The following is a 12,090-nucleotide window of genomic DNA, read 5'->3' on the forward strand; positions in this document are numbered from 1 at the left end:
AGGTAAATACTATGAAATCACGCGTTATCTACTTATTGCTTTTCCTCGGATTATCCAATCAGCCCTCATTTGCTAATGAAGCCAGCTCTCAAGTACTCCCACGAAAAGAGGACTACCCGGCACCACCTGTATATAAAGGTAAGCCAGCCAAACTTTCACTAGAATCTGAATTGGCCAGAACATTCCGAACCCGACTTACCGCGGCCTTGTCACAAAAGCCAGTATATGCTGGTGAATATGTACTGACAGGCTGGGGATGTGGTTCATCAGGTTGTTATGATCAAGTCCTTGTCAACAAACGCACGGGTAAGGTACTGGATGCGGCATTTAATGCCTATAGCTCATATGATGTGAGTAATAATTCTGATATCCGTGTGGGAGAATGGATAGAATCTCCCCAAATTGATAGCCGCCTTCTCACAACGGTTAAAGTTGAAAACAGTCAAGACGGAAAGTCTTTTGTTTATTACACAAACTATTACATTGTTGATAAAAACCAGCTCACACTTATAAAAACTGTCCAAGACAGTAAATAAAATACGAAAGCAACACTTTTCAAAAGCTCACGCAAAAGAATAAATCACCATGAAATATCTTGTCATCATTACAGCTTTATTGCTGTGTTTCTCCGTCTCAGCAAAGAGAAACTCATCTTATATGATTAGCGGAGTCAAAATTGAAATACAAAAAGAAAATGACTGTTATTATTTATTGGCTGCCGGAAAAGAGAAAGAAACTCTGATATGTGTTGATGATGAACTGCAATCTGACATTATCATAAAAGATTTCAATTTTGACGGTTACAAAGATATTGCAATATCTAGCTCTCTCGGCATGGTAAATACCGTCTTTTATGTATTCTTGTATGACCATATAAATGCAGCATTTAAAAAGTTAGAATTTGCGGACTATAAAATGCCCACCTCGGCCTGTGGGGATCTCTACAACCTTGCAGTTCGATCAGACGCTCTTTCTTTGGTTAGTTCTTGCCGCTCCGGCCCTGTATGGTATTACGACACTTACCAATATAATTCTCAGGGTGAGCTCTGGCTATATAAAACAACAGAGTATCAAATCCAAAACTCCGAGATTGAGACCTTCCCTCTTTACGAGCACACATTTAATAATAAGGGGGATAAACTGGACACCGTGGCGATTAACTTTGATGGCAAGAAAACTCTCTGGCCAGTCACATCCGAGAAAGTTTTTCTCTACTCATCGCCGGAAAAAACATCAAAGACCAAGGCCTATCTAATTCATAATGACAAAGTTGAAATCCTTGAGCAGAAAGATGATTGGATTAAAATTCGTTTTGCCTCCAGAAAAGGCCCGCTTATCCGCTGGCTTTATCTTCCAGAGACAATCGCCAAAAATTAATGAGCCCCCTGTTTTTAGTTTTATCACACATCACGCCAACATATAAAAATGATCCAACAAAAACAGACGCCAAAACCTGACCATATATTTTTCAGAAAATTTATATCCTATCTGGCTATTACCATGCCTATCGGCCTGATCCCGGAATTTATTCGGCAGGATTTTCATCTGGATTTGCTCTCATGGCAGGAGGGCGGCCGCCTCACTCTGATCATGATTGGCGTCGCGGCGGCAATGGCGGGAGTTGACTGGCTCGTGCATCGCTATCGAACCAAACGACAGCAGCCAAAGGACCCGGTTGGACCAAACAGGTAAGGGAAGATCGGGCTGCCGAAGATATGGCAGCCCCGTGCCATCAGGAGAGCATGCTTCTTAGCATCCAGGCGGTTTTTTCATGAATATCGATGCGCTGGGTCAGCACATCGGCGGTGGGCTGGTCATTGACGGCATCGACCAGATCGAACAGTTTTCTGGCGGTTCTCGCCGTGGCTTCTTGCGCCAACACCAGATGTTTGAGCATTTCACTGGCACAGGGCACCCCTTCTACCTCCTCAATGGAGGAGAGACGGACAAACTCCTTGTATGTGCCGGGAGCGGGAAAGCCCAATGCGCGGATCCGCTCGGCGATAACATCCAGCGCATTCCACTGCTCGGTGTATTGATCCATAAACATATTGTGCAGGCTGTTGAACTGCGGGCCGGTTACGTTCCAGTGAAAATTGTGGGTCATCAAATAAAGGGTGTAACTATCGGCAAGCAGTGCCGACAATCCATCTGCAATTTTCTTGCGATCGGCGGCTGAAATACCGATATCCATTTCTGGTAAAACCACACTCTCTTTTTTCATCACGCTAACTCCTGTCATTGGCTTTCGGCTTGATAAATTTGGCCGATGCTTTTGCAACAATCATCCCGCCGACCGACGCTACGGCATTCAGGCGATAGATACCGTGACGCTGGTCGACTATTCTGGCCGACAGCGCTACTTTGCTGCCGATATCGATGGGAGCAATAAAACGAACGGTCAGCTCCGCTGTTAATCCTCTTATTCCCCGTTGCAGCAACGCATGTGTCATCACCGCATCGAGCAGGGTGCTGGTCATGCCGCCATGCAAAATATCGCTGTAACCCTGATGGCGCTGGTTGGCAATAAACAGCCCTTCCGTCGTCCCTTCCTCCCCCTGATAAAAGCGAATTCCCAGTGAATCCGGGTTATGAGTGCCACACACCATGCAACGGGCGTGGGACATCATGGTCTGTTGATAGTTCTCTGATTGATATTCATCCACTTGATCTATTCACTCGCTATTTGGCCACTCGCATGTTGAGAACTGAGTGCTAGGAGAGCAGCTCTTCGATGGCAGCATGTGCCTGGGTGCCATAGATGATGGAGGGGCCGCCTCCCATCAATACCGCGACATCCACGGTGGCAATCAGCTCCGCTCGCGAAGCACCGGCCTTCACGGCCCCGGCAACATGGGCGGCAATGCAGCCATCGCAGCGGGAAGCGATACCAATACCGAGAGCGATCATTTCCCGATATTTCAGCGCCAGCGCCTCGTCCTCTTTCATAACGGCTTTGTGCAGCGCAATAAACGCATTCATGGTATCCGGGCTGCTCTTGCGATAAGCAGAGCCAAGCTGGTGTTGTTCTTTATTGATCTCTCGATAATTTTTCATCACGTTATTTCTCCGGTGTGAAAATCTCACCTTTATAGAATGACTGCACTGTCATGCTGATTAACCAGATGATCAATACAATCAGGGCACACACCACTATTTTGGCCAGATAATATGGAATGATATTCCCGGTTGCGTCGGCAAACATGGCCGAGGCTGCGGAAAATGCCGCCAGTGGAAATGAGTACGCCCACGAAGAGAGAAAGAATTTCAGTTTCAAAAAAGTGAGGGTGTTGTACATCAGCAAGATAAATACAAACAGCGCAAAATAATAAATGACATGGGCAAACAGATCGCCGGAGCTGGCTATTTCGCTATACGAGATAAATCCGATGGAGGGCGGTGCCAGCAGAATAAACATGGTGGGCATCAGCTTCTCGGGCAGACTCTCATGAAAGAACAGCCGATAGAGCACTATGGTCAGCAGAGAGAACCAGAAAATAAGGCCAATGCTGAAGAAGAACAGGCTGATCTCGTGAAAGCCAAGCGGCATGCCACCCAGGGGCACCACGATATTGCCGACAATCGGTATAAACCATGCCGGGTTGGTATGGGTGATTGTGAAATGGTCGCGATGGATCCAGTTGCTCATGATGTAGAGGGTGAAGAGCAGCTGCAAGCTGGCGCCCACCGACCAGAGGGCCAGCGCTGCATCATGCCAGCTGGCCCAGTAGGCGGATTGCAGCAGCAAGCTGATTGAGATGGTCGGGAAGAAATTGATCCTGACCGGGTGTTTCAGCTCATGCAGGAACTCGTCATTGTGTCTGAGGATTTTCCAGCCATACATCACCAGAAACGTCACCAGTAGCAGGGAAGACAAGACCCCGAACAGGAACCCTGCCGACTGCAACAGCAGCAGATCCGGAAATGCCTTGCGACAGGCAATTGCCGCCCCCGTCAGCCCCATGATGATTGAAAACAGTGTGACAGGCATATGTGCAATCTTGGTTATGGAGGGGATTTGCTTACCCTCTTGATTCAGGTTTTCCATCAACTTTCCCCTCCAGTTCGGCCTAACGGTTGTGCTTACTCTTCACAACATTTCTTGTGGTTGCGCTGACGGTTACCCTGACAACCCTGCTGTTGTCCGGAGGCTGACTTGCAGCAACCCCCTTTGCCAAGGCGGCCACGGGGAGCGCATTGACGGCTTCCCTTGCCGTGATGGCCAGCCCCCTCGGCGCAGCGCGATGCACTGCCCTGTTCAGCGGATGTCAGCTCGGTCAGATGGCCCGACTCATTGCTCAGCATGTCGGCCATAGCGAGACGCCCCTGACTGGCCTGATAGACGGCAAGCCCGCTGCCCAGCAGCTTGCCAAGCATCTTGCTACCGATATTTTTCAGCACGATACGACGGGCTCCCTGCGCCTGGAGCAGCTCCGCCAGCGCACTTTTGCACTCGTTGCCAGCCACCGGATTGGCGATTTCTGCCAGGGTGCTCCCCTGTTCATCTACGAATACAAAGCGCTCTGCCTTGGCAAAATGTCCTGCGATATGGTCGTCATTCATCGGAATGGCTGTGATGATGGTCATTTGACCTCCTGCTATCACTGTTGATATTCCAGCCCTGCCCCTTACCACTCTGCACTCGTCCCCTTGTTCAGGATCTTCCCGCAGGCTTGCCGGTTGGCATGGCCATGTTCCCAGCCTCTTGCAGCAACCAGATGAAGAGCCGTACGCATCAACTTTTACTGGTTTAGTCACGCATCATTCGGCTCGATAAGCGTCTGATCATGATGCCGCCTTAATTGGCATATGCCATGTATACGCTCAGTTTATGGCATATGCAACAAACTATTTTTTCCAACGAAGAGGTTTGGGGACTCATTAAAGCTCGCCCTGGCATCATTCCAGGGCGCGCCAATCCGCTATCAGCGAGGGCAAAAGGCAGGGGGAGAAATGGCGCATAAAAATCCTAATCCTCCCGGCGAAATGGCGACTTTTTGTGAGAAGGGTCACATCTGATGGCGCCGTTTAACCACATATAAATCCAGACCCTGCTGATGATTAATTTATTGATATGGCGCATTACAAACCTGACGGTGAGCATGACATCAATTCATTTATCTGTTTTTAAAGAAAAAATGGATGGTCGGCTGAAAATGGCGAGTCCTGCCTGAAACGGGATCTTCATCACATCGCGTTTTGCTGCGCACAAAAATCCAGTGATTAGCACATTTGTCCGATAGGGAGGGTGCGGACGAGCCGCGATAATGATCAGGTCATTTTTATCTAGTACGTCGATACGTACTCACGCATAGCTTCCGTCACCGGAAGCGGGGAGAGCGCTATGATCACCACCTTGATCAATGAACATCTGATCAACCTCGATTTGAAAGCGACGCGTAAGGAAGAGGTCTTCACCGAGATGGCCCGTCTGCTGGCGTCGCAAGGCAAGGTCAGCGACGAGCAGGCCTTTATCAAGGATCTGTGGGCCCGCGAAGAGCTGGGCAACACCGGCTTTGAAGAGGGCGTAGCCCTGCCCCACGCCAAGAGTGCGGCGGTCTGCAACCCGGCGGTCGCCATCGGCATCAGCCGCAACGGCATCGAGTACGGCGCCGAAGATGGCAAGCCGTCCCACATTTTCTTCATGATCGCCTCCCCCGATGGCGGCGCCAACCACCATATCGAGGTGCTGGCCGAGCTCTCCGGCAAGCTGATCGAAGAGGGCTTTATCGCCAAGCTGCTGGCGGCGAAAACCCCGGCCGATGCGCTGGCGCTGCTGCTGGCCAAGAAAGAGGAAGCGGCTGCCGCACCTGCGGCCAACAAGGGGCTGATCATCGGTGTCACCGGCTGCCCGGCCGGTATCGCCCACACCTATCTGGCGGCCGAGTCGCTGGAGCGCGCCGCCAAGGAGCTGGGTTATGAGGTGAAGGTGGAGACCAACGGCTCCATCGGCGTCAAGAACAGCCCGACCGCCGACGAGATCGCTCGCGCCACCGCCATCGTGGTGGCCTGCGACAAGCAGGTGGACATGGCCCGCTTTGCCGGCAAACCCCTCATCAAAACCGGCGTCAAGGCCCCCATCAAGGATGGCAAGGGTCTGATTGAGCAGGCCCTGAAAGCCCCCGCCTATGTGACTGGCAAAGAAGATAAAAAAGGTGAAGAGAAGAGCGCGGGTGGCAGTTCCGATCTCTATCGCTACCTGATGAACGGTGTGTCGCACATGATCCCGTTCGTGGTGACCGGCGGTCTGTTGATTGCGCTGGCACTGGCCATCGGCGGCAACCCGACCCCGAGCGGCATGCAGATCCCGGAAGGGAGCATGTGGAACCAGATCCTCAACGTCGGCGTGGCCGCCTTCACCCTGATGATCCCTATTCTGGCAGGCTATATCGCCTACGCCATCGGTGATCGACCGGCACTGGCACCGGGCTTTATCGGCGGCTGGATCGCCAACAACGGCAGTTTCTACGGCGCTGACGCCGGTACCGGCTTTATCGGTGCCATCATCGCGGGCCTGCTGGTCGGCTATCTGGTGCGTTGGATTGCCACCCGTCAGTACCACAAGATGGTGCAACCGCTGGTGCCGATCCTGATCGCCCCCATCGTCGGGTCGCTCTTTATCGCTGCGGTATTCATCTTCATCATCGGTGCCCCGATTGCCGACATGATGACTGGCCTCAACGCCATGCTGCTCTCCATGAGTGGTGGCAGTCTGGTGCTGCTGGGTATCGTGCTGGGTGGTATGGCGGGCTTTGATATGGGTGGCCCGGTCAACAAGGTGGCCTTCCTGTTCTCCGTCGGCATGATTGCCTCCGGTCAGACCCAGTTTATGGGTGCCATGGCTTGCGCCATCCCGGCTGCGCCCCTTGGCATGTCGCTTGCGACCGTGCTCGGTCGCAAGCTGGGTATCTTCGATGCCTCTGAAATCGAAGCAGGCAAAGCTGCTGGCGCCATGGGTCTGGTGGGGATCTCCGAAGGGGCGATTCCGTTCGCCGCCCGTGACCCGCTGGCCGTGATCCCGGCCAACATTCTGGGCAGCATGACCGCCGCTGTGATGGCCTTCCTGTTTGGCATCACCAACAGCGTTGCCCACGGTGGCCCCATCGTGGCCCTGCTGGGTGCGGTCAACAAGCCGCTGCTGGCCCTGCTCTGCATGATCTGCGGTGCCATCGTCACCGGTGTGGTGGCGGTTGCCCTGAAAAAGCTGCGGGTAAAAAAGAGTGACAGGGTAACCCTGGCCAAGGCGGCCTGAGGCCTCCATCGCCATGTCGGCTCGTAGAGCATAAAAAGAGGCCACCCCACGGGGTGGCCTCTTGTTTTTTGGGATGGCTGGCGGGCCGTATTTCCCAATATCGCCCCCCGAGAAATGGTGGTCAACAAGCACTCTTCCTCGTCTCTCCCTTCACCTCTCTCCTTGCCTTTCCCTTGCTCCCTTCTGGCCTATCCATCCCACCAGCCCAGACCTCACACAGAGCGCCAAACTGGCTGAAATGGCAGCAATCCGGCGTCAGCGGTGTGATGTTTCTCACGCTTTGTCCGCGAAAGCGCAAAAACTAGGAAAATTTCCTAGCCCCACTAGGGATGGCTCTCAAGCCATTTTTTGCCCCTCTTATTAGAGTCACCCCACCTGATGTCGTGACCCGCACCGCGACGGGCAATGTGCCCCGTCATCCCGTGCCGGGCCCGGGTTTATATGGATGGAGCGTCGAGCGCAGCAACGGCTGACAGCCCCGACGTTCCGTTCCCCCTTCCGTGGCGTGACCTCGAACAACCTATCTACAAATGAGGGGCGCGGCGGAAATACCGTCTATCTCGCAGAGGATGAACGAAGATGTTGAAATTGCTCCAACAGGTCCGGGTCCCCACCCTCGACCTGCCGGTCGAAGCCCGGCGCAAGCTCTGGTTCAAGCCGTTTATGCAATCTTATCTGGTTGTATTTATTGGCTATTTGACCATGTATCTGATCCGCAAGAACTTCAACATTGCGCAAAATGACATGATCCAGGAGTACGGTCTCTCCATGACCGAGCTTGGCATGATCGGCCTTGGCTTCTCCATCACCTACGGGGTGGGCAAGACCATCGTCTCCTACTATGCCGACGGCAAGAACACCAAGCAGTTCCTGCCGCTGATGCTGATCCTCTCCGCGCTGTGCATGCTGGGCTTCAGTGCCAGCATGGGCGGCACAGGTTTCAGCCTCTACTTCATGATCTTCTTCTATGCCCTGAGCGGTTTCTTCCAGAGCTGTGGTGGTTCGTGCAGCTACTCCACCATCACAAAGTGGACCCCTCGCAACAAGCGCGGCACCTATCTGGGTATGTGGAACCTCTCCCACAACGTGGGCGGGGCCGGTGCGGCCGGTGTGGCGCTGTTCGGTGCCAACTACCTGTTTGATGGCAACGTGCTCGGCATGTTTATCTTCCCCTCCATCATCGCACTGATCGTCGGCTTTATCGGCCTGCGCTTTGGTAGCGATTCGCCGGAAGCCTATGGCCTTGGCAAGGTGGAAGAGCTGTTTGACGAAGTGGCGAGCGAAGAGGATATCGCCACCGAAGAGCAGAAGCTGACCAAGTGGCAGATCTTCGTGAAGTATGTGCTGCTCAACAAGGTGATCTGGCTGCTCTGCTTTGCCAACATCTTCCTCTACGTGGTGCGTATCGGTATCGACCAGTGGTCTACCGTCTATGCCCACCAGGAGCTGGGCTTCTCCAAAGACGTGGCTATTCAGGGCTTTACCTTCTTCGAAGTAGGCGCACTGGTCGGCACCCTGATGTGGGGTTACCTCTCCGATCTGGCCAATGGCCGTCGTGGTCTGGTGGCTTGCGTGGCACTGGCGCTGATCATCGCGACTCTGGGTCTCTACCAGCATGCGACTACCCAGTTTATGTTCCTGGGCTCCCTGTTCACTTTGGGCTTCCTGGTGTTTGGTCCGCAACTGCTGATCGGCGTCGCCGCTGTGGGCTTCGTCCCCAAGCAGGGCATCAGCGTAGCCGATGGCGTCAAGGGCACCTTTGCCTACCTCATCGGTGACAGCTTCGCCAAACTGGGTCTGGGCATGATCGCCGATGGCACCCCCATCTTCGGTCTGACCGGCTGGACCGGCACCTTCGCGGCGCTGGACATCGCAGCCGCCGCCTGTCTGGTACTGATGGGTTGTGTCGCGGTCGCCGAGGAGCGCAAGATCCGCCGCATCAAGCGCGAACTGAAAGCCGCCGAGCTGGCCGCCCAGACCGCCTGATAGCCATAACAACAGACGCAGATTGTTCAGGGCCACCCACAGGGGTGGCCCTTGTTGTTTAGAGCAACCAGACACCCGACTGGCCCGGCATGAGCCTGCACAGCCGTTCAAGGGACGGGCATATCCCCATCAAGATCCCACTTTTCATATGCGCTTTTGGTAAAAGCCCCCAGCTGGCGCTATCTTGTTGCTCCCCCTTGTCAGCATCACAGAGAGCAGATGAAGATCGTCGCCGTCACCGCTTGCCCGACCGGTATTGCCCATACCTATATGGCTGCCGATGCCCTGCAAAAAGCCGCCACTGGGCTGGGACTCAAGATCAAGGTCGAGACTCAGGGCGCCATGGGCATGGAAAACATGCTGACCGCCCGCGATATTGCCAGCGCCGACCTGGTGCTGATTGCCTCCGATATCGAGATTGAGCAGAAAGAGCGCTTCCTCGGCTGTACCATCCATCAGGTGAGACTGGAAACCGTGCTGCTGGATGCCAACGCCGTACTCAAGGCCCTGCCGATCCCGGCCTGATGCTGACCCGCGAAATCACCTTCTACTGCCAGCAGGGGTTGAGCATCACCCAGGCCAAGCAGTTGAACCGGCTGGCGGGGATGTTCAAATCCACCATCCGCTGCGCCAACCTCACCCGGCGCCAGACCGTTGCCGCCAGCAACCAGCTCTCCCTGTTGACCCTCGCCACCCAACCCGGCGATCTCTGCCAGTTGCAGATTGAAGGGTGCGATGCCGAGCTCGCCCACATGGCCTTCACCTGCTGGTGCGGCGAACTGGGTCAACCGCTGGTGCGCCCGCGCACCGCCGCGCTGGCGGAGTTGCGACTGGCCAACGCTCTGCCCGACTACCATTTTGCCCTGCGCCAGCTGGCCCACAGCCCCGAACCGCTGACCAAGGCCGAAGCCCTCGAGCATCTGATCGAACTGCTGCCCGCCGAGCTGATCAGCGACCGCGCCACACTAACCGCTGCGGTAGAGCGGCGCGAGCAGGTCTCGGCCACCATCATCCGCCCCGGCCTTGCCATGCCTCATGTATTGAGCGAAGGGATCAGCCAGCCAACGCTGGCCCTGCTTAGCTGCAAGGAGCCCATCGAGTGGGGCTCTCAAATCGGGCCGGTGCAGACCATTATTCTGCTGGCGGTGCCGGTTGGCAGCGGACGGGAGACCCTGCGCCCCCTCACCCGACTGGCGCAGGCGATGATCGATGATGTGGTCAGCCACGCCCTGCTGTTGGCGGGCTCGCCCCCCGCCCGTCAGGCTATCGTCATCGAGAGCCTGCTGAGCTAGGCGAATTGGCTCTGGGCACTGCTTGTTGTGACGCCACAGCCATTCATCCTGCCCTCAGCACCCTGTGGTACACTCGCTGCCATCGTCTGTCTGAAGTGTGTATCCGATGAAATCTCCCCGCTCCCGTCTCTCTGTCAGCCGCGCGCCGCGCGATAACGCCCCGCGCACGGCGGCCAAACCAGCCGCACCCCGCCATGCATCCCCCCGCAAACCGGAGCTGGCACCCGAGGATCGCAAGCTGCTCCTGCTGAACAAGCCCTACATGGTGCTCTGCCAGTTCACCGACGAGGCGGGCCGCGAGACCCTCAAGGATTACATCAAAGAGCCCGGCATCTACGCCGCAGGGCGGCTCGATCGCGACAGCGAGGGACTGTTGCTGCTCACCAACGACGGCAAGCTGCAGGCGCGCCTCACCCAGCCGGGGGAGAAGACCCCCAAGACCTACTGGGTGCAGGTAGAAGGCATCCCGAGCGAGGAGCAACTGGCCGCCCTGCGCGCCGGTGTCGAGCTCAATGACGGCATGACCCTGCCCGCCGGGGCGCGCATCATGGATGAACCTGCGGTGTGGCCGCGCAATCCGCCCATTCGCGAGCGCAAAGAGATTCCCACCAGCTGGCTGGAGATCAAGATTATCGAGGGGCGCAACCGGCAGGTACGGCGGATGACCGCCCATATCGGCCACCCCACCCTGCGCCTTATTCGCTACGCCATCGGCGACTGGACCCTCGATGGTCTGGCACCCGGCGAGAGCCGCAGCCTGCCCGCCCCCGAGCTGACGCCGCTCTCCAACAGCCGCCCGCGTCCCTCCTCATCCCGTTCAGGCGCTCATACCGCCAAACCGGCCAAACCGGCAGGGGAGGCGCCACGGCGGGCTAGCCAGTCGAGACGGGACGAGCGTCCCCGCAGCACTCACCCAACCGAGCGCGCAGCCACGAACCCGACCGGCGGCAAACCCCGCAGCAGCGGGCGAGGAACGGCACGCAGACCCGCCCGTACGGGCAATCCCGATAGCAGCGACAAGGAGTCATGATGAGCAATCAGGCAGAGCAATCGGCCACCAGCCACGCCCGCATGGAGGCGCGCCTGACTGTCGCCGCCCTGGTGCAGTGGCAGGGGCGCTTTCTGGTGGTGGAAGAGGAGATAAAAGGCCAGCGCCGTTTCAACCAGCCCGCCGGCCATGTGGAGCCGGGGGAAAACCTGCTTGAAGCGGCTTGCCGCGAGCTCAAAGAGGAGACGGGGCTGACCGCCACGCCGACCGCCTGGCTTGGTACCTATCTCTTCAAACCGGCCGACAGCGATGCCACCTATGTGCGCACCGCCATCATCTTCGACCTTGAAAAAGCGCCCGGTCAGCACCATCCAGAGGATCCTGACGGCGATGTGCTGGCTTGCCACTGGCTTACGCTGGAAGAAATAGCGGAATGCAAACCGGCCCTGCGCAGCCCCTTGGTGTGGCAGTGCATTCAGGACTATCTGGCGGGGACACGGCTGCCACTGTCGGCACTCAAGGCCTTTATCTAAGGCCATTTGACACTCTTTTTCGGTGACAAAGGCCAACAA

General features: G+C 56.0%; 14 protein-coding genes. 9 read left to right on the forward strand and 5 right to left on the reverse strand.

The features are described from left to right. Positions 1-11: 11 nt before the first annotated feature. Genes ACB042_RS06735 through ACB042_RS06745 form a run of 3 tightly spaced genes read left to right on the forward strand, consistent with a single transcriptional unit; the run spans position 12 to position 1,692 of the window. On the forward strand, positions 12-536 hold the full coding sequence (locus tag ACB042_RS06735; RefSeq protein WP_371178103.1) for a hypothetical protein: 525 nt from the start codon (positions 12-14) through the stop codon (positions 534-536). A gap of 49 nt (positions 537-585) precedes the next feature. Continuing rightward, a complete protein-coding gene (locus ACB042_RS06740; RefSeq protein ID WP_371178104.1) occupies positions 586-1,377 on the forward strand; it encodes a hypothetical protein in 792 nt (263 codons plus the stop codon). A gap of 48 nt (positions 1,378-1,425) precedes the next feature. Continuing rightward, positions 1,426-1,692, forward strand: a complete 267-nt coding sequence (locus tag ACB042_RS06745; RefSeq protein ID WP_371178105.1) for a hypothetical protein — start codon at positions 1,426-1,428, stop codon at positions 1,690-1,692. 40 nt (positions 1,693-1,732) lie between these two features. Here ACB042_RS06745 and ACB042_RS06750 read toward each other — a convergent pair whose 3' ends face one another. Genes ACB042_RS06750 through ACB042_RS06770 form a run of 5 tightly spaced genes read right to left on the reverse strand, consistent with a single transcriptional unit; the run spans position 1,733 to position 4,587 of the window. Further along, positions 1,733-2,224: a Dps family protein gene (locus ACB042_RS06750; protein ID WP_005334596.1), complete on the reverse strand. Its 492-nt coding sequence runs from the start codon at positions 2,222-2,224 to the stop codon at positions 1,733-1,735. Between the two features lie 4 nt (positions 2,225-2,228). Then, complete coding sequence (locus ACB042_RS06755; protein ID WP_258721808.1) at positions 2,229-2,666, reverse strand: PaaI family thioesterase; 438 nt, start codon at positions 2,664-2,666, stop codon at positions 2,229-2,231. 49 nt (positions 2,667-2,715) lie between these two features. Then, a complete protein-coding gene (locus tag ACB042_RS06760) occupies positions 2,716-3,057 on the reverse strand; it encodes a carboxymuconolactone decarboxylase family protein (protein WP_005353600.1) in 342 nt (113 codons plus the stop codon). A 4-nt stretch (positions 3,058-3,061) separates the two neighbouring features. Further along, complete coding sequence (locus ACB042_RS06765) at positions 3,062-4,048, reverse strand: SLAC1 anion channel family protein (RefSeq protein WP_139493462.1); 987 nt, start codon at positions 4,046-4,048, stop codon at positions 3,062-3,064. A gap of 35 nt (positions 4,049-4,083) precedes the next feature. Further along, positions 4,084-4,587: a NifB/NifX family molybdenum-iron cluster-binding protein gene (locus tag ACB042_RS06770; RefSeq protein ID WP_213390308.1), complete on the reverse strand. Its 504-nt coding sequence runs from the start codon at positions 4,585-4,587 to the stop codon at positions 4,084-4,086. 757 nt (positions 4,588-5,344) lie between these two features. On the opposite strand from ACB042_RS06770, the gene ACB042_RS06775 reads away from it, so the two are divergent. The 6 genes from ACB042_RS06775 to ACB042_RS06800 all read left to right on the forward strand — a co-directional run bounded on the left by ACB042_RS06775 (position 5,345) and on the right by ACB042_RS06800 (position 12,051). Further along, a complete protein-coding gene (locus ACB042_RS06775; protein WP_371178106.1) occupies positions 5,345-7,252 on the forward strand; it encodes a fructose-specific PTS transporter subunit EIIC in 1,908 nt (635 codons plus the stop codon). A 579-nt stretch (positions 7,253-7,831) separates the two neighbouring features. Further along, positions 7,832-9,238 carry a hexose-6-phosphate:phosphate antiporter gene (gene uhpT / locus ACB042_RS06780; protein WP_005334609.1) on the forward strand — a complete coding sequence of 469 codons (1,407 nt, stop codon included), beginning with the start codon at positions 7,832-7,834 and terminating at the stop codon, positions 9,236-9,238. 219 nt (positions 9,239-9,457) lie between these two features. Continuing rightward, positions 9,458-9,763, forward strand: coding sequence for a PTS fructose transporter subunit IIB (locus ACB042_RS06785; RefSeq protein WP_005334611.1), 306 nt, complete (start codon positions 9,458-9,460; stop codon positions 9,761-9,763). Next, a complete protein-coding gene (locus ACB042_RS06790) occupies positions 9,763-10,530 on the forward strand; it encodes a PTS sugar transporter subunit IIA (RefSeq protein WP_371178107.1) in 768 nt (255 codons plus the stop codon). Before ACB042_RS06785 ends, ACB042_RS06790 begins: the two co-directional genes overlap by 1 nt. A gap of 106 nt (positions 10,531-10,636) precedes the next feature. Next, positions 10,637-11,560 (forward strand): 23S rRNA pseudouridine(2457) synthase RluE, encoded by a 924-nt coding sequence (gene rluE / locus ACB042_RS06795; protein ID WP_371178108.1) that lies wholly within the window; start codon positions 10,637-10,639, stop codon positions 11,558-11,560. Next, positions 11,560-12,051 (forward strand): NUDIX hydrolase, encoded by a 492-nt coding sequence (locus ACB042_RS06800; RefSeq protein WP_371178109.1) that lies wholly within the window; start codon positions 11,560-11,562, stop codon positions 12,049-12,051. The genes rluE and ACB042_RS06800 overlap by 1 nt, the downstream gene beginning before the upstream one ends. Positions 12,052-12,090: the final 39 nt, after the last annotated feature.

Origin of the sequence: Aeromonas sp. S13(2024), assembly GCF_041402405.1 — a bacterium.
Taxonomy (GTDB): Bacteria; Pseudomonadota; Gammaproteobacteria; order Enterobacterales; family Aeromonadaceae; genus Aeromonas; species Aeromonas veronii.

Coding starts and splice junctions, on each gene's coding strand:
- uhpT (WP_005334609.1), top strand. CDS start 7,832: ATGTTGAAATTGCTCCAACAGGTCCGGGTCCCCACCCTCGACCTGCCG.
- ACB042_RS06800 (WP_371178109.1), top strand. CDS start 11,560: ATGAGCAATCAGGCAGAGCAATCGGCCACCAGCCACGCCCGCATGGAG.
- ACB042_RS06760 (WP_005353600.1), bottom strand. CDS start 3,057: ATGAAAAATTATCGAGAGATCAATAAAGAACAACACCAGCTTGGCTCT.
- ACB042_RS06790 (WP_371178107.1), top strand. CDS start 9,763: ATGCTGACCCGCGAAATCACCTTCTACTGCCAGCAGGGGTTGAGCATC.
- rluE (WP_371178108.1), top strand. CDS start 10,637: ATGAAATCTCCCCGCTCCCGTCTCTCTGTCAGCCGCGCGCCGCGCGAT.
- ACB042_RS06745 (WP_371178105.1), top strand. CDS start 1,426: ATGATCCAACAAAAACAGACGCCAAAACCTGACCATATATTTTTCAGA.
- ACB042_RS06750 (WP_005334596.1), bottom strand. CDS start 2,224: ATGAAAAAAGAGAGTGTGGTTTTACCAGAAATGGATATCGGTATTTCA.
- ACB042_RS06785 (WP_005334611.1), top strand. CDS start 9,458: ATGAAGATCGTCGCCGTCACCGCTTGCCCGACCGGTATTGCCCATACC.
- ACB042_RS06775 (WP_371178106.1), top strand. CDS start 5,345: ATGATCACCACCTTGATCAATGAACATCTGATCAACCTCGATTTGAAA.
- ACB042_RS06770 (WP_213390308.1), bottom strand. CDS start 4,587: ATGACCATCATCACAGCCATTCCGATGAATGACGACCATATCGCAGGA.
- ACB042_RS06735 (WP_371178103.1), top strand. CDS start 12: ATGAAATCACGCGTTATCTACTTATTGCTTTTCCTCGGATTATCCAAT.
- ACB042_RS06765 (WP_139493462.1), bottom strand. CDS start 4,048: ATGGAAAACCTGAATCAAGAGGGTAAGCAAATCCCCTCCATAACCAAG.
- ACB042_RS06740 (WP_371178104.1), top strand. CDS start 586: ATGAAATATCTTGTCATCATTACAGCTTTATTGCTGTGTTTCTCCGTC.